An 18,645-nucleotide genomic window follows, 5' to 3' on the forward strand; every position below is an offset into this window, starting at 1 on the left:
AAAATATGCACAAGCTATCTCGTTAAGGAAGGAAAAAATGCTCTTTTCAATTGATATGATTAGGGTTCTAAAGCTAAAAAAAATTTTAAACCATTTTATTAAATTCTTTTTGTAACCTTTTAATAATCCGTTTTTCCAACCTTGAAATATAAGATTGAGAAATACCTAGCATATCTGCCACATCTTTTTGTGTCTTTTCTTCGCCGCCTTGTAATCCAAAACGGAGCTCCATAATTTGTTTCTCTCGATCATTTAACTGCTGAAGAGCCTTCATTAATAATTTACGGTCTACGTTAGCCTCAAGATCCTTCGTTATAATATCATCTTCTGTACCTAATACATCGGATAAGAGTAACTCATTACCATCCCAATCTATATTCAAAGGTTCGTCAAAAGAAACCTCTGACCGCAATTTATTATTTCTACGTAAATACATTAATATCTCATTTTCAATACAGCGAGATGCATATGTAGCAAGTTTGATCTTCTTTTCAGGATTAAACGTATTAACAGCCTTGATCAATCCGATTGTACCAATACTAATCAAATCTTCAATATTAATCCCAGTATTTTCAAACTTACGTGCAATATATACCACTAAACGCAAATTCCGTTCTATTAATATTGCTCTGGCTGCTTGATCTCCTGTAGGCAATTTCTCTAACAAAACTGCCTCCTCATCCTTAGAAAGAGGCGGCGGCAAAGCTTCACTACCACCAATATAATAAACCTCATCTGTCTTCAATCCTAATTTAATTAAAACCTTATACCATAAATAAGTAAGACGTAACTTCAACTTTTTCAAATTCTTTCCCTCCAAAACCTCAATCTAGGAAAAAGCGCCCTCCTTTTTCCCTATCAACCCAAACCTTATAAAAAACGTATATTTACCGCCAAAAACACTATCTAGGAAAAAGCGCTCTCCTTTTTCCCTTACAACCCAAACCTCATAAAAAACGTATATTTACCGCCAAAAACACTATCTAGGAAAAAGCGCTCTCCTTTTTCCCTTACAACCCAAACCTCATAAAAAACGTATATTATTGCCAAAAACACTATCTAGGAAAAAGCGCCCTCCTTTTTCCCTTACAACCCAAACCTCATAAAAAACGTATATTATTGCCAAAAACACTATCTAGGAAAAAGCGCCCTCCTTTTTCCCTTACAACCCAAACCTCATAAAAAACGTATATTTACTCCAAAAACGCTATCTAGGAAAAAGCGCTCTCCTTTTTCCCTTACAACCCAACCATCATAAAAAACGTATATTTACCGCCAAAAACACTATCTAGGAAAAAGCGCTCTCCTTTTTCCCTTACAACCCAACCCTCATAAAAAACGTATATTTACCGCCAAAAACGCTATACCCCCAAAAATTTCACATCCAGCAAAATAAAATCGAATAATTAACACATTAAAACAAAAGACACTGAGTAAGATAAAAGTAACTAAATGTTAAGATACGCTGTCAACAACTCTCCCTTGAAGCATTTTTGGATGGATGATACATTGATATTCATCTTCTGTAGATAAAGTGGTTTGATTCAAGCCGATAATGGTCTTATGTACAATAATTTTTTCCTTTTCCGTTTCTATCCAGACCTCATCAGGTTTAAATCCTAGTAAAAATTGATTTTCCTTTCCAATGACACGGTATGGAATGATTCTGACACGATGTTCCCACGGATGAACACCATAGCTATCTTCGCCCAATGATTGCATGACATCATCTTGTAGTGCTTGCTTAACGAGTTGATGTGGAATGAATTCCTGTGCTTTCATAGTATCAATGATCATAACTGGGCTTCCGGTTATTGGATCATGTAGTTGATTTCCGCTATCAACCAAACCTTTCAAATTATAATAAATAGAATCTACTCGTATCGTAACTGCTACAATTTGTTCAAATTGTATCTTTTTAGCTTCTAATCCTTCAAGACGGTTCTTTGAAAATATCCATATTACAGGAAAACCAACAAGTACAAATAACCAACTAATTGGGTGGCCGAAACCTGAAGAGTTTGTCATAAAAACACCATCTAAATAGCTCATCTCTGCCTGTAAAAAGTAATGAGCACCTATCATGCCACCTCCAACCATAAATGTGACAAAGTAAAAGGTTAACAGGCTCTGTAAAAAGGTCCGAAATCGGATATAACCAAATGCTAGCCACACCATAACAATCGAGATAACCAACTTGCCCACAGGATTAATAGCGATAAACGATAATGGAGAAAACATCATAAGCACAATACTTGACCCTAGAAGTGCTGCAAACAAAATTCGCCATTTAAGAATCTTCTTTTTTAGGACAATAGCTGTTAATAAAAGTAGAAACAAATCAAAGGAAAAGTTTAAGAGCCAAATAACGTCTAAATAGATAGACATCTGTTACTCCTTTCCCTAAGGTAATAAAAAAGCAATCAATAATCCATCTTAAATGATAATATTCACCAAATATTCTGATTAATAATCTAATGATGACCTGCTTATCCCTCTTTCTAAAATCTTTCTTTTCCTTTCAAGTAGTGCTATTCGAAATAACAACCTGTTAGGACTTAGTATACGTCCTCAATAATAGAAAGTCTGTCACTTAATGCCGAGAAAGTGTAAGTATTTTTAGGAGAATTTTAGAATTTTTGTCGAGTTATGTGTACTGGTTTTTATATTCTTTGATGCGACTTAGAAAAGAATTTAATGAAGATAAAAAAGGTGCTAACTCTTAGAAGAATTAGCACCTTTTAAAATTAAACTAGAAATTCTAAACCACTCTTAGCATTATTGCTATTAACGACGATTATTACGGTTTCTTAAGAATGTTGGGATATCTAGCGTATCCTCTGCTTGTTGATTATTATTTCTTGTTGGTGTTTCATGAACTGTTTCTTCACGCTTAACTTCTCGTTTTGGTGCAGTCTTTGCAGCTGTGTTACTACCACCAAATTGACGTGGTTGTTTCATAGGAATTACCTCTTGTTCAGTAAATCCAGTTGCAATCACAGTTACAATAATCTCATCTTTAAGATTTTCATTTATAACAGATCCAAAAATCATATTTACATCTTGATCTGAAGCAGATGCAACAATATCTGCAGCTTCTTGTACTTCATAAAGACTTAAGTTTGTACCACCAGTAATATTCATTAGTACACCTTGTGCCCCATCAATCGATGTTTCAAGTAAAGGACTAGAAATAGCCTTTTTAGCTGCCTCTGCCGCTCGGTTTTCTCCAGTTGCTACACCAATACCCATTAATGCAGATCCTTTATTAAACATTATTGTTTTAACATCTGCAAAGTCAAGGTTAATTAATCCAGGAGTAGCAATCAAGTCAGAGATACCTTGAACACCTTGTCGTAAAACATTATCAGCTTCTCTAAACGCTTCAAGCATAGGTGTATTCTTATCAACAATTTCAAGTAAGCGATCGTTAGGTATGACGATAAGAGTATCAACTGATTCCTTCATTGAGGAAATTCCACCAGCTGCTTGCATTTGACGTTTGTGTCCTTCAAATGTAAACGGTCTAGTAACAACACCCACAGTTAATGCTCCTAAATCCTTTGCTATTTGAGCAATGACAGGTGCTGCACCAGTTCCTGTACCACCGCCCATTCCAGCAGTAACAAATACCATATCAGCGCCTCTTAATGCTTCCTCAATCTGCTCTCTACTTTCCTCAGCAGCCTTTTTTCCAACCTCTGGATTTGCACCTGCTCCTAATCCTCGTGTTAGCTTTGATCCAATTTGCATTTTAATTTCTGCTTTTGATAAATTTAATGCTTGCGCGTCTGTGTTAACTGCAATAAACTCAACACCTTGTACACCATGCTCTATCATTCGATTGACAGCGTTATTACCACCGCCACCTACTCCGATAACCTTAATGGTAGCCAAGCCGTCAATATTTGATTCAAACTCCAACATGCGAAATCCTCCTAATCCATCAATTAACATCTTATTGATGAGAACTATTCAAAGAAGTAGCCAAAAAACTTCTTTACTTTATTTACCTTTTTATCTTCTTGCTGTTGCTGTTGCTTTGTTCGTTGCTGCTGTGGCTCATTCGTTGCAGCAACCTCCATCGTATTAACTGAAACATTAGAACCAATTTTTCTACCTTGAATTTTAGCATTCTTATGAGCAAATTGTATTAAGCCCACACCAGTCATATATTGAGGTTCTCTAACACCAATATAATCAGGACTTGCTATTCTTACACTATTTTGAAGAACAGCTTGTCCTAATTCAAGTACCCCTGGCATTCTAACAGTTCCCCCAGTTAACACAATACCTCCTGGTAGTTCTCCAATACCAAGTCTTCTTAATTCATGTAAGATTAGCTCATACATTTCTTCAAGTCGTGCTTCAATAATATCAGCAATTTCTAATTGATTAAAGGTCCTCTTTTTATCAGACCCAATAATTTGTACTTCAAATACCTCATCTTGTGATGCATGATCGTAATAGCCGTGTCCATATTTGACTTTAATACGTTCAGCTTCATCAGTTGTTGTACGCAGACCAATTGATAAGTCCTTTGTTATATGTTCCCCACCTACTGGAAGAACACTAGTTGCATATAGGTGGTTTTGTTCAAAGACAGCAATAGTAGTTGAACCACCACCAATGTCAACAAGGGCAACACCTAAGTTCTTTTCGTCTTTTGATAAGGCGACAGAACCTGCGGCTAATGGTTGTAAGCAAATGTCTGTTATCTCTAAGCCAGCACGCTCTACACAACGTAATAAATTATGTAAGATCGTTTTTGAACCTGTAATAATCGTTCCTTCCATTTCTAAACGTACACCTAGCATCCCGCGTGGATCGTTGATTTCATCTAGACCATCCACAATAAATTGTCTTGGGATAACATCAATTATTTCTCGTTCTGGTGGAATTGATATGACTTGGGCTGCCTCAATAACCCTTCTAACATCTTCATTAGCAATTTCTCGATTTTCACTTGAAACAGCAACCACACCATGACAGTCTTGCAGGTGTACATGATTCCCAGTTACTCCAACGACGACTCTCTTTAGAGAGATTCCGACCATTCTCTCAGCTTGTTCTACCGCTTTCTTTATAGAATGAACAGTTTCATCTATATCTACAATAGATCCTTTTCTCAATCCTTCTGATTTTACATTACCTACACCAATAATGTTTAAAGAATCATTTGTCATTTCACCAATAATTACTTTAACACTGGATGTACCGATGTCAAGACTTACAAATAGTTCATTGTTGTTCATTCTAAGGCACCTCCTCATCTATCAATACATTCTATTCTATTCGTTGAAGAACAACATGACAATGAATCTAGCTTTACATGTTTGTAACAAATTTTTTATTGGAATATTTACTTGATTTCTCTACTATTATTTATTCGTCAATCACATAAAATACCCTTTAAAATATTCAACTTTTTTTCAATTTCCCTCTAGAAATAGACCATTTTGATATCAATATTCTTCTAATAACAGCGATGTTTTGGAAAAGTCTTACCCCAAAAGCAAATACAGCTACTAAATACAAGTCTACACCAAGATGAACACCGAGAAAAGCTAAACTTGCTGCCAACATTATGTTAAAGAAAAAACCTGAAACAAAAACGATTTCATCATAGATGTCTTGTAGGTGTGCTCGAATACCTCCTAATAGTGTATCAAGTGCTGCTAAAATAGCAATTGATAAATAATTTGAATATTCTGGGGGGATACGTAACTCTGATATCAATCCTAAAAAAACTCCTAGTATCAGGCCTAATATTGGAAGCCACATACTATTTCCCCCCTTCTTCTTTTTCTAATGGCCTCATATTCTTCACGCGAATTGTGTCCTCATATGCAGGTATTGTTATCTTTTCTATAGTCTTTGAAACGGTTAGACTCAAATTATCAATAGCAAAGTCTTCATCAGTGGTAGAAGCATTCATCCGGTTATATAACTTATCGGCATTGTCTGAAATTACTTTTATTTCAATGGGGTATGAATTCAAACTATAATTATCCATTTTTGTTTGGCCATTGATGTCTCTAATAACAGTTGAATTTATTAACCGACGTTCTTGGATGGAGATTTCTTCAGCATCATAAGAATTTAATTCATTAATTAGTCTCTTCAACAATTGAGGTGATATATCCTGGATAGGTGTACCAATTAGTTCTTCAGAGAATAACAGGTCGATAGTAATAATAATACCTGGTCCTTCTACTTCTGTAAGTCCAGCTTCTTCTTTTAAGACATTTAGTGTTTCATTCAATGTAACTTCAGGATTTTGATTTTCTTCTGATTTGTGGGTTTTAATAATTTCATTGTATTTTCTGATTTCAGACAATAATTCTATCTGTAATTGTTGTTCTTTTTTTAAATCTTCTCTAAGCTCCCACATATCACGAGTATCCCTAACAATAGGTTCTTTTATTGTTTGAAATTGAATGGCAAGCATTAGACCAAAGATCAACGTTAACAACGAAAAACTAATACCCTTTTTCAAATTAGCGTCCTTCAATTAAAACCACCTATCAGTCTATACTAATTTTCTACTTTCAATTTTTTCTATGAAGCTTTATTTTCTTGTAATAATGGATCCATCTTAACCTCTTCTTGTTTTTCAACAGTCACAACAATATTATCGTAAACTAATTGATCAATCATCCCGCCAGCTATATTTAATGCAGGTATCAAAACAGAAGGATCTCCAATTGCAGAAATGACAAAAGGCGCTGGATATTGATTACCATCAACTGTTATAACTGGGCCATTACAATAAAGATAAGAGTCGCGTGACAACCTTTGTCCATTTATGGCTATTGCATCAGCACCAGATATATATAATTCGTTGATCAAATTAAAAATATGACTCTCGTGGACAATATAATTATTAACATTATCTTCATCAGGTATGTAGGATGCATCTTCTAAAGTAACTTGCACTCCTTTTCCTATCACAGGAAGTTCACCAATATACATTCGATATTTCTCTACATCTTCAACAAGATTATAATATACTTGTTTTTCATTTTTTAATGATTCTTCAATTTTTTTAACTTCTTCCTGTTTTTCATATAGTTCCATTTGTAATTCTTTGTTGGTTTCTTCTTTACTGATGAGATTGGACCTAGCCTCATATTCTTTATCCCACTGCTCTGAAGTGATTGTAATGTTTTGATTTTTTTCACTGGTTAGCTGATAGGAATAAGAAATCAAAAAACCAACTACGAGGAGAATGAGGGATAAAATGACATATCTACCTCTCAGCTTCATTTTGCTTTTCATTCTCATCCCCCTCTGTCTCCAAAGGTTTATTAGATTCAAAATAAGAGCCCACTTCTAAGTGAATAACTCCAGAGCTATCCTCATCAAGTTGACTAACTATAGCTGGGTATGAGTCCATTTTTTTTGCGAAGGTACGCACTGATGCTATTACCTCAAAACCATCATTCATATAGAGCCTAACTAGCCATGGATCTGTTTTATCCGGTGTGTGGTGAATCTCAGAAATTGAATTTAAAACACTTGGAGATATCTGTTTTAATTCATCTATCATTACTTTTATATGTTCCTCCCGCTCCCAATTCATTAATAATGGTGCATCAGCTGGCGCAGCTTCTATCTTATCCTTTAAAACTAGACCGTTATCTAGGATAGGGAAATATGCACCCTCTTGCTCAATATAAGCAACACTTTTATGCTCCTCAACAGCTAGGACAATGTGATTTGGCCATTTTTTTTCAACTCTGACATCTTTTATTTGTAGAAGACTATTGATTGTCGTGATCACCTGATCTTTATTGATGCTCCAAAACCCAGAAGAAGTAGTTATTCCACTCATCTCAATAATTTTATGTGTTTCTACAGTCTCATTTCCTTCAACAGTAATACTTGCTACTTTACTTAAAGGAGATTGAAAATAGATAACCAGTAAAATGAGCAAGAAGAATATTGATAAAAAGGATATAATTCTGCGATTAGCTTTATGTTTTCGCTGCTGTTGTAATTTCGGTATGCGATCCTCTAGCGAAACAACTTTTTTCTCCAAACATTTCACCCCATCCTAGCAGATACACTCTAGGCAATATTCATTAACTAAGCCTTTTTCTGTCTAATAAGCTCCACCAAATAAGCATGGAAATGAGCTACTAGAACTACATTCAAATATGAAGAAAAACTTGGTCTTTTTTAGATATAGTTAGGCACAAGTAGGCTGTTTGTTTTTGTGTACATCACTTTACATTTCGATAATGCCTTTCGTCGTGCTCTTTTCCCTTAAAAAATTGGTCTTTTATCAAGAATTTTTTTAATAGTACAATTGTATAAACTCTAAAATATTATTACCTTTTATGATAAAACAAACGGCATATAATATGCCGCTTGTTAATCTTTTATCAGTATCTTCAACAAACATTTTCACATTGCTATTATAACACAATAAGAGGTCTTATTGCTGGCGTTTGTGTCTAATTCTCACCTATTATTTCTACTTCAGTATTAATAACAATACCGTATTTAATCAAAATTGTATTTTTTATATAATTTATTAAATTTAGAACATCCACAGCGGTTGCACCACCAGTATTAACGATGAAGTTTCCGTGTAATTCAGATATTTTAGCACCACCAATTTGATGACCTTTCAAACCAGATTCTTCGATTAATTTTCCCGCATATTTTGGTAGGGGATTACGAAAAATACTACCTGCACAGGGGTAATCCCAAGGCTGTGTTTCTCTACGGTAATCTTTATTTTTTTGCATAACCGCTACAATATCTTCTTTTACCCCTGTTCGTAATTTGAAAACAGCTTCAATACAAATTCCTGGTCGCTTATCCTGTAAGATTGACTTTCTATAAGAAAACTCCATCTCTTCATTTGTTAGCCAGTCCATTGTGCCATCTTCAAACAAAACAAGAGCTTTATGTAGAATATTAGATATATCTGATCCATGTGCACCTGCATTCATATAAATAGCACCACCTATTGAACCAGGAATACCGCTAGAAAACTCTAACCCTGTCAATCCCCTTTTGCTTATTATAGTGGCAAGTCTAATAATCGAATAACCTCCACCAACCGTTAATGTTTCACCATCTAATTTAAAACCATCCAGACCTGTTCCAAGCTTTATTACTACGCCTTTGAGTCCGGAATCAGCAACAAGTAAATTCGAACCTCTACCAATAACTCTCCACTTTGTATCATACCTATTTATCAAATACAATGCTTTTGCTAAACCCCCAACATTACTCGGTTCAATAAATATTTCTGCGGGTCCACCAATTTTAATAGTTGTATGCTTTGCTAAAGGCTCATTTTCAACAACTTTACCAATACCAGCTTCTACCAAACTTTTATATAAAGTAGACATAGATACCCTCCTTAATTTGCCCTCATATGCATATTACACACATGAATCGCGCAACTTTTATCCCATTCATTTAAGATGCGTAATATGACAACAGACATAAACACTTAGCATTTGTTAAAACTGCTTATGTTTTTTTCTTAAGAGAATTACTATTCAAAATGAGGAAATCTTACCTTCTAAGAAATATCTTTCATTACTTGATAAAGTCTTGAAGCAGCATCTGGTATACCCAACCTTTTTGATGCTAGTTTCATGTCAATTAGCTTTTGGTCATCCAATATTATTTCTTCGATATAAGAAAGCAAGGATTCTCCATTTAAGTCTTGTTCACGTAGCAGGATTGCTGCATCATGGTCGCTTAATGATTTTGCATTTTCCACTTGATGGTTTGCCGTTACATATGGACTAGGTATTAAAATACTAGGAATTCCTAATGCTGTTATTTCGGCTAATGAGGTTGCACCAGCGCGGGATACGATTAGATCAACACTTGATAGAACCTCAGGCATGTTATGAAGAAAGGGCTTAATAATGACACTTGAAGAATCCTTCAGTGATTTCATTTCTTCCATAATTTTCGAGTAGTGGACCTCACCCGTGACATAAACAATTTGATAAGACTGGTTCTTCAGCGACGGCATCATTTGTAAGACAGCTTCGTTGATTGCCTTTGCTCCCCTGCTACCTCCAAAGATCAACACTGTTTTAACATTTTCCATTAGTCCTAATGATTGTCTACCTTTTTTTGCATCTTGACCTAATACTTCGGATGCTCGTGGGTTACCGGTTAATACTACTTTATGCTCAGGAAAATATTTTTTTGCTTCTTCAAAGCAAATTGCAACCTTATCAACATAACGTGCTAAAAATTTATTCGTGATCCCAGGAAGACTATTTTGTTCATGGATGACCGATGGTATTTTTAATTTTGAGGCTGCATACACTACAGGTCCACAAACGTATCCACCTGTACCAATAACGACATCTGGCTTAAATTCCTTTAAATATTTCTTGCTTAGCTGGACACCTTTAAGAAATCTTGTGACTGTCTTTACATTTTCAAACGAAAGCTTTCTTTTAAATCCGGTTATCTCCACTGCCTTAAAAGGAATTCCTGCTCTCTTTACAATATCATTTTCTAATCCCTTTTCTGTTCCTATGTATAAAAACTCAACATTTGAATGATGTTTTTTTATTTCATTAATAAGAGCAAGTGCCGGATATATATGACCACCTGTTCCTCCACCACTAACGACTACTTTCATTGTTCTCCCCCTATATTTAACGTAATTTAGGCTGACTAGTAATGAAAAACAATAGGCTATCCAGATAATGCCTATGTTATTTCACTTACATATTGTCAGCCCTTTTACCTTATATTTATCTTGATATATTCCCTAAAACAAACATACTCAACAATTAATACTTGGAGTATCTGCTAACATTCAATAGTACTCCAATGGCCATTAACATTAAGGTGAGTGAAGACCCCCCATAACTTAAGAATGGCAGTGTTATTCCTGTAACAGGCATCAGACCTGTTACAACACCTACATTAATCATGACTTGGATCGCAACCATCGTGATAATACCGATAGCTAGAAAGCTACCATATAAATCAGGTGCTCCTAATGCAATTCTAACTCCTCGCCATAGCAGTAATCCGAACAATAATAAGACAAGTGAACCACCTATAAATCCAAGTTCCTCAGATAGTATCGCAAAGATAAAATCTGTTTGTGGCTCAGGCAGATAAAAGAATTTTTGTCTACTCTGTCCAAGACCTAAACCAAAAAGTCCACCGGGGCCAATTGCGTATAGTGATTGAATAATTTGGAAACCACTACCTAACGGATCTTCCCATGGATCTAGAAATGAAGTAATTCGTTTAATACGATATGGTGCAGATGCAACTAAAGCTACAAAACCTGCCATACCAAGTAAACCTAACCATACAAAGTGGATAACTCTTGCTCCCGAAACAAAAATCATGACAACACAAGTTCCAACCATTACTGTTCCTGTTCCTAAGTCAGGTTGTAGCATAATGAAGCCAAATGCTACAAATACAAGTCCTAACGATGGTATGAGACCTTTTTTGAATGATGTAATTTTCTTTTGATTCGCCGATAAAAACCTTGCTAGAAAGGCAATCATCGCCAATTTCATAAATTCTGACGGTTGAATTGAAAAGGCCCCTACACCAATCCAGCTTCTTGAACCGTTTCTTTCCATCCCAATACCAGGAATAAGGACAGCGATTAGGAGGACAAAGCATATTATGATTAACACTTTAGCCCAAGTTCTCCATGTCCAATAATCTACATTCATTAGGAAGAACATGGCAATAATGCCTACTCCGGCAAACAATAGTTGGCGTTTGGCAAAAAAGAATGAATCATCAAATTTGTATGTTGCCCACACCGCACTGGCACTATATACCATAATGAGACCTATAGTTAAGAGTAGCAACGTAAGGAAAACTAATATAAAGTCTGGTGTAGACCTTTTTGTTGTCAACGCCGAACACCCCTGTACTTAATTATTTAAGGGCTAATAAGAAAAGCGCAAGGCGCCTGGAGCTAGACACCCTACTAAGTACAAAACATATAAATTCTGATACGATAAAAAAATCAAGCGTCTTGCTTTGCTCCATCAAGCATTTTCATTGAATGATGAGTGCTTTGAGCTGATCAAGCGCTACTCTACAGTATAAGAATGATGTTGTAATATCGTATACAGCTAGAATAAGGTTCAAGCGCCTTGTTTAGTCTGTATTATGATCGTACAAGCCCTTACTTAAGCTTATGCACGGCATGAATAAACATGTCTCCTCTTTCCTCAAAAGTTTTAAATTGATCCCAACTCGCACAAGCTGGAGATAATAAAATAACGTCGCCTTTTTCCGAAAGTTCAAATGCCGAATAAACCGCTTGTTCCACATTATCGACACGTTTGATCACTTCTATTCCATATTCAAATGCAATTCTTTCTAATTTGGGAGCAGATTCACCAAATAAAATCATTGCTTTTACATACTTTAAATAAGGTTTAAGTTCATCAAATTCATTACCACGATCCAAGCCTCCAGCAAGCAATATTGTTGGATGCGTAAAAGATTGAAGAGCTTTACTAGTAGCTAAAATATTTGTTGCCTTTGAATCATTATAAAAACGACGGTTTTCGACCGAATCAACAAACTGTAATCTATGCTTTACACCCTTGAATGAAGTAAGTACTGTAATGATCGATTCATTTGATACTCCTCTAATTTTAACGGCAGAGATAGCTGCTAATATATTTTCATAATTGTGAGAACCTGGTAAAACAATATCCTTAAGTTGAATAATTTTTTCTTGTTTAAACCAAATACAATCATCTTTCAGATAGGCTCCACTTTCGATCTCTGTTTTTGTAGAGAAAAAAAGTTTTTCTGCTCGGGATTTCTCTGAGCTTTCACAAACCTCTTGGTCATCAAAATTTATGATCGAAATATCTGATTGTGTTTGATTCCCATAAATTTTACCCTTTGCAAAAACATATTCATCTTTCGTACCATGATAATCCAAATGTGCATCAAAAATGTTTAAAAAGATTGCTATTGCAGGTTTAAACTCGATTGTACCTAGTAGCTGAAAAGATGATAATTCCATTACTATTACATTTTCACTCGTGGCATCTTTTACTACCTCACAAGCCACTGTCCCTATATTACCGGCAATTAATGGCTTTTTCCCATCTAATTTTAACATTTCATAAATTAATGTTGTCGTTGTTGTTTTTCCATTTGAACCTGTGATTCCGATAATATCTGCTTCAGAAATTTTATAAGCAAGTTCAACTTCTGTTATGACTGGGATATTTTGCTGAACAGCATAATCAATAATTGGATTAGAGTAAGGAATTCCTGGGTTTTTTACTACGATATTAACAGACTGATCCTTGATTAAAGAGAGTGGATGGTCACCACAAACTACTTTTATCCCAAGTTCTTGGAGCTCACGGACAGCCGCATCCTTGTCTGATGCCTTTAGGTCATTAACTGTTACATTCGCTCCAAGTTGTTTTAATAATTTCGCAGCTGCTAAGCCACTTTTGGCTAATCCGATTACCAATACCTTTTTATGTAAATATTCACAAATCTTTTTCACTTACAACCACACCTCGATATAGATTCCAAGTACTGCAAAAACAAGACCAATTGTCCAGAAGGTAACAACCACTCGCCATTCTGACCATCCGACTAGCTCGTAATGATGATGAAGTGGACTCATTTTAAATACTCTTTTACCTGTTGTTTTAAATGAAATAACTTGAATGATAACAGATAATGTCTCAATGACAAATACTCCACCGATTAACACAAGTAATATTTCAAGCTTTGTTAAAATAGCGATTGTGACAACTGCTCCCCCAAGTGCTAATGATCCAGTATCACCCATAAAAACTTTTGCTGGATGTGCGTTGAACACTAAAAATCCTAAAACTGCACCTACTACAGCCACTGAAAATATCGCAACATCGTATTGAGATTGATACCACGCTAATACTGCAAATGCGCCAAATGCAATCGCAGCTGTTCCAGATAATAGTCCATCTAAACCATCAGTTAAGTTAACCGCATTCGAACCACCTACAAGCATAAAGATAACTAAAACAACATATCCCCAACCTAGGTCAAATGATAGGTTTGTTCCAGGAATCCCTATCTCTGTTGAAAAGCCATATTGAGTATAGACAATATAAAATATTACGGCAATTATGATTTGACCAAGTAACTTTTGTCTTGATGTTAAACCAAGATTTCTTTTCATGACCACCTTAATAAAGTCATCCAAAAAGCCTAATAGTCCATAACCAATCGTTACAAAAAGTAATAAATACATTTCAACACTCAACTGGGAAAATTTTCCTGTCATTACGACTGTGGTGATGATAATTGATAATATGATCAAGACTCCACCCATAGTTGGAGTTCCGGATTTTTTTTGATGTGATTGTGGACCTTCTTCTCTTATGCTTTGACCAAACTTCAATCTCCTAAGAAAAGGAATAATGATTGGAGATAGTAATACACTAATTAAGAATCCCATCACAAGTGTTAGTAAAATGACTTGTTCTAACATATATACTCCCTCCCCCCATTATTCTCTTCTTTCAAGATCCTTTGCATGTTTATTACGAGAATATCATATGTGTTAACTTTTCTATTATGTTTTTTCATTCTAATTTTAGTCATTTTATCAACTTCTCTTTCTATCCTTTGTTACCTATTCTATGTTATAAAATGGACAAAACCACAAAAAAATTTTATCCTTTTTCAAAATAGATTAAGTTCTTAAACGGTCATTTAATGTATCGCACCTGTAATTAATTTCTCACTCTCATCGCCTTTAAAGCGACCTCTTTGTCATCAAAACTGAGTATATCATTGTCAATTATCTGGTATGTCTCATGACCTTTCCCTGCTATTAAGATGATATCCCCTTTTTTTGCATGTTCAATTGCAAAGGTGATTGCTTTTTCACGGTTTGCAATAAGATGATAATGTTCCCCAGATACGCCTACTTCCATATCAGCAAGAATCATATTCGGATCTTCACTTCTAGGGTTATCAGATGTAAAAATTGGCTCATCACTATACGTTGAAGCGATCTTAGCCATTAATGGTCTTTTCGACTTATCTCTGTCACCACCACAACCAACAACACAAAAGATTTTGGATTCTGAGAACTGTTTAATTGTTTGCAGGACGTTCTCAAGACTATCAGGGGTATGGGCATAGTCCACAATCACTGTGTACTCCTGACCGCCATCAACAAGTTCAAAACGACCTTTAACACCCTCCATCTTTTCTATGGCATTTATGATTGTTTCTAAGTCTACTTTTGATGCAAGACATGCAGATATGGCTGCTAACATATTATAGACGCTAAATTTCCCTACCATCTTTATCGTCACATGTTTTGTACCAACAGGTGTAACTAACATAAATGAAGTTCCTCTAGAAGTCATGGTAATACTTTTCGCCATTACATCAGCTGTGTGATCAATGCCATAAGTTAATATAGTTGCTGCAGTCATTTTTTTAAACTCTTCTGAGGCTTCTTCATCTTGATTTAATACTGCTATTTTGATGGTATCATGGTCAAAACGGTTACCCAATTGTGCAAATAGAAGTCCTTTTGCAAATTTATAAGATTCCATTGTTTTATGATAATCAAGATGATCTTGTGATAAGTTGGTGAATACTGCCACATTAAAATCACACCCATGAATTCTCCCAAGATGAAGACCATGTGAAGAAACCTCCATAACAGCATGTGAAACATCCTTTTCTCTCATTTCACCAAAAGTTCTTTGGAGAGTTAAACTATCAGGAGTGGTATTTTTCACTTCTTTAATCTCTTCTGCAATTTTTATGTACATAGTACCAATCATACCTGTTTTATATTCGGCCTGGTTCAAGATTTTTTCAATTATATGTGTTGTTGTTGTTTTTCCATTTGTACCAGTGACACCAATAAGATGTAATTGATGTGTCGGTTGTCCATAGAAAATATCAGCTAGTATCGCCATGGCTCTCTTTGTATCGTTCACAACGATCACAGGGATATTGACATCTAATGGCTTTTCAGCGAGAATAGCCACCGCACCTTTTTTAATTGCAGTATCTACAAAATCGTGACCATCTACTGTATATCCAGTCACACATATAAATAAGCTTCCTGTTTTCACTTCTCTAGAGTCCATTTCAATTGAAGTCACCCTAGGATTTTCTTTCAATTCGTCGATTTGCAAGTATGTAAGCAACTCATTTAGTTTCATTTTTCTTCCTACTTTCTTACTTTCTAACTTTTATAAAGTTTCCTGGCTTTTTGGTTTCTTTTTTCATCATAAAAATGTGTATGTTAACAAGTATCTACTAATACAGCGAATTAGTAACACCATTTTAGATCTATTAAAATGCCTGTCTTCGAATACATTTTGTATAGGTCTTAGGTTCTCCGTACTTATTTTATCTTACTTAGAAAAAAAGAGCCATCATTCGTTTCGTTTTCTTTACAAAAAACTATTCCCTTGTTATATGTTCAATAATTTGGACAGTTGAAGATGATTATTCAACAGAAAGAAGCGTGACATCGTGTAAAGAAACAATGTCATGCTTATTCTAGTTATTCTGGTGCTTCTTTTTTCTTTTTATCGTTATCGCCTAAATATACTCTTACCGTAGAACCTTCTTTAACTTTCACACCAACACTTGGGGATTGCTGCACAACGACATCTCCTTCACCTGCTACATCTAGCTTCAAATTTACAAATTGTTCAGCTAGCTCTTGTTTGGTTAACCCTAAAACATTCGGTACATCAACTAATTTTGTGTCCAGCCATCTATATTCTTTTTCGATTTGATTTTTTCTCGGATCTACTCCTAGTTCCGGTAATACATCGCCTATAATATTACCCACTATTGGAGCTGCAACAGTACCACCAAATTGTATTGTTCCTTTTGGGTTGTCAACTGCCACATAAACGACGATTTGCGGGTCATCTGCAGGTGCGAAACCAATAAATGAAACAATGTGGTTATTTTCCATATACTTTCCATCTTTAACTTTTTGAGCAGTTCCTGTTTTTCCTCCAACACGGTATCCATCTACATATGCATTACGTCCCGTTCCAAGTGCTACAACACTCTCAAGCGCATACCGAACCTCTTTTGATGTCTCCTCAGAGATAACCCGTTTTTTCGCCTCAGGGGTTCGCCTGCTAATCACTTCATTCGAGACTGGGTCTACCCATTCTTTCGCAATGTATGGAGTATATAAGACCCCTCCATTAACAGCAGCTGAAACGGCTGCTACTTGTTGAATAGGTGTGACGGATACCCCCTGACCAAACGCAGTTGTTGCTAGTTCAACCGGACCCACCTTTTCCGGATTAAATAAAATCCCTCTAGCTTCTCCTTGTAAATCAATACCTGTTTTCTGCCCAAATCCGAAATCTTTGATGTATTTGAACAACGTATCTTCGCCTAATCTTTGACCAAGCTCAACAAATCCTGGGTTACAGGAATTTTGGACAACCTCTAAAAAAGTTTGATGTCCATGTCCGCCTCGCTTCCAACACCGTAACCTTGCTCCATCTACTTCAACAGACCCAGAGTCATTAAATGTATCTTTCTCTAAATTAACCTTCTCCTCTTCAAGTGCAGCAGCTAACGTAATTATTTTAAAAGTTGAACCAGGCTCATACGAACTCCAAACCGGAAGATTACGGTTATATACTAAAGGGTCTACTTCCTGGAAATTAGCAGGATCAAAATCAGGTCGACTTGACATTGCTAAAATTTCTCCATTATTAGGGTTCATTGCAATCGCAATAATTCCATCTGGATTATAGGTTGCTTGTACATTATCTAATTCTCGCTCTATAATTGTCTGCACACGTGAATCAATCGTTAGTTTTAAATTTTTTCCATCCACAGGTGCTGTGTAGTCATCAGCCTCATCTGGCATTCTTTGTCCTTTAGCATCCGAGAAGAATTTCACGTAGCCTTTTTCCCCTTTTAAATACTTATCATAATAAGATTCTAGTCCTAAGAGACCCTGATTATCAATTCCAGCAAAGCCAAGGACATGTGATAAATAACTACCAAATGGGTAATAGCGTTTTGAATCCTCAGCTATGTATACACCACTTATTTTCAAATCTCTCACTTCATTTGCCTTTTCATGTGATACTTTTCTACCTTCAGGATTAATCCAAACGATCGATTCCTTTTTTGTGATATGTTTATACGCCTTTTCCTCCGTCATATTTAAAACAGCTGCAAGTTGTTTAGCGGTTTCTGCAGGATTTTCAATTTGCCTTGGAACAACATATATAGTAGGTGCACTCATATTCGTTGCAAGTTTAACACCGTTACGATCTAAGATCTCACCACGCTCTGGCTCGAACGGAATATTCCTGCTCCATAAATCCTTTGCACCAGATGTTAAATTTGAACCAAGAAAAAATTGAACATACCCTAGACGTATATCAATCACTAAAAATATTATAAAACCGAATAGTAAGGTTAATACAAGCCGCTTCCTAACAGTCACATTTGATACTCGCATTTGATTCTTTCCCCCTTGTCTAGGCTCGTTCATATTTATGCTTGTACAAAGCAGAATAGAACAATTTATCAGGGGGATTATGTTGTGTTATAACGAAAAAAACAGACTTTCTTTACGTTATGCTTGATACTTATATCACATTCTTAAGCTAC

15 protein-coding genes are annotated in these 18,645 nt (G+C 35.6%); all 15 read right to left on the reverse strand.

Annotated features, from left to right (window positions below; genetic code table 11):
- Positions 1 to 85: 85 nt before the first annotated feature.
- Positions 86 to 805, reverse strand: a complete 720-nt coding sequence (sigE, locus tag AC6CHR_RS08790) for an RNA polymerase sporulation sigma factor SigE (protein ID WP_498248244.1) — start codon at positions 803 to 805, stop codon at positions 86 to 88.
- 650 nt (positions 806 to 1,455) lie between these two features.
- Positions 1,456 to 2,388, reverse strand: a complete 933-nt coding sequence (gene spoIIGA, locus AC6CHR_RS08795; RefSeq protein WP_498248246.1) for a sigma-E processing peptidase SpoIIGA — start codon at positions 2,386 to 2,388, stop codon at positions 1,456 to 1,458.
- Between the two features lie 399 nt (positions 2,389 to 2,787).
- The gene (gene ftsZ / locus AC6CHR_RS08800) at positions 2,788 to 3,927 is read right to left on the reverse strand and encodes a cell division protein FtsZ (RefSeq protein ID WP_498248247.1); all 1,140 of its coding nucleotides are present in this window, start codon (positions 3,925 to 3,927) and stop codon (positions 2,788 to 2,790) included.
- Between the two features lie 44 nt (positions 3,928 to 3,971).
- The gene (ftsA, locus tag AC6CHR_RS08805; RefSeq protein WP_498248249.1) at positions 3,972 to 5,255 is read right to left on the reverse strand and encodes a cell division protein FtsA; all 1,284 of its coding nucleotides are present in this window, start codon (positions 5,253 to 5,255) and stop codon (positions 3,972 to 3,974) included.
- 166 nt (positions 5,256 to 5,421) lie between these two features.
- Positions 5,422 to 5,784: a small basic family protein gene (locus tag AC6CHR_RS08810; protein WP_498248250.1), complete on the reverse strand. Its 363-nt coding sequence runs from the start codon at positions 5,782 to 5,784 to the stop codon at positions 5,422 to 5,424.
- Between the two features lies 1 nt (position 5,785).
- On the reverse strand, positions 5,786 to 6,499 hold the full coding sequence (locus AC6CHR_RS08815; protein ID WP_498248517.1) for a DUF881 domain-containing protein: 714 nt from the start codon (positions 6,497 to 6,499) through the stop codon (positions 5,786 to 5,788).
- 62 nt (positions 6,500 to 6,561) lie between these two features.
- Positions 6,562 to 7,263, reverse strand: a complete 702-nt coding sequence (locus tag AC6CHR_RS08820) for a DUF881 domain-containing protein (RefSeq protein ID WP_498248518.1) — start codon at positions 7,261 to 7,263, stop codon at positions 6,562 to 6,564.
- Positions 7,253 to 8,044, reverse strand: coding sequence for a cell division protein FtsQ/DivIB (locus AC6CHR_RS08825; protein ID WP_498248252.1), 792 nt, complete (start codon positions 8,042 to 8,044; stop codon positions 7,253 to 7,255). The genes AC6CHR_RS08820 and AC6CHR_RS08825 overlap by 11 nt, the downstream gene beginning before the upstream one ends.
- A gap of 418 nt (positions 8,045 to 8,462) precedes the next feature.
- Positions 8,463 to 9,371: a UDP-N-acetylmuramate dehydrogenase gene (murB, locus tag AC6CHR_RS08830; RefSeq protein WP_498248254.1), complete on the reverse strand. Its 909-nt coding sequence runs from the start codon at positions 9,369 to 9,371 to the stop codon at positions 8,463 to 8,465.
- Between the two features lie 176 nt (positions 9,372 to 9,547).
- On the reverse strand, positions 9,548 to 10,636 hold the full coding sequence (gene murG, locus AC6CHR_RS08835) for an undecaprenyldiphospho-muramoylpentapeptide beta-N-acetylglucosaminyltransferase (RefSeq protein ID WP_498248255.1): 1,089 nt from the start codon (positions 10,634 to 10,636) through the stop codon (positions 9,548 to 9,550).
- A gap of 154 nt (positions 10,637 to 10,790) precedes the next feature.
- Entirely contained in the window at positions 10,791 to 11,891 is a 1,101-nt protein-coding gene (gene spoVE, locus AC6CHR_RS08840) for a stage V sporulation protein E (protein WP_498248256.1), read from the reverse strand.
- A gap of 275 nt (positions 11,892 to 12,166) precedes the next feature.
- Entirely contained in the window at positions 12,167 to 13,522 is a 1,356-nt protein-coding gene (murD, locus tag AC6CHR_RS08845; protein ID WP_498248258.1) for a UDP-N-acetylmuramoyl-L-alanine--D-glutamate ligase, read from the reverse strand.
- Positions 13,523 to 14,497, reverse strand: coding sequence for a phospho-N-acetylmuramoyl-pentapeptide-transferase (gene mraY, locus AC6CHR_RS08850; protein WP_498248260.1), 975 nt, complete (start codon positions 14,495 to 14,497; stop codon positions 13,523 to 13,525).
- A 244-nt stretch (positions 14,498 to 14,741) separates the two neighbouring features.
- On the reverse strand, positions 14,742 to 16,199 hold the full coding sequence (locus AC6CHR_RS08855) for a UDP-N-acetylmuramoyl-L-alanyl-D-glutamate--2,6-diaminopimelate ligase (RefSeq protein ID WP_498248261.1): 1,458 nt from the start codon (positions 16,197 to 16,199) through the stop codon (positions 14,742 to 14,744).
- Between the two features lie 347 nt (positions 16,200 to 16,546).
- Entirely contained in the window at positions 16,547 to 18,493 is a 1,947-nt protein-coding gene (locus AC6CHR_RS08860) for a stage V sporulation protein D (protein ID WP_498248262.1), read from the reverse strand.
- Positions 18,494 to 18,645: the final 152 nt, after the last annotated feature.

Source organism: Metabacillus sp. GQ13 (genome assembly GCF_059758525.1).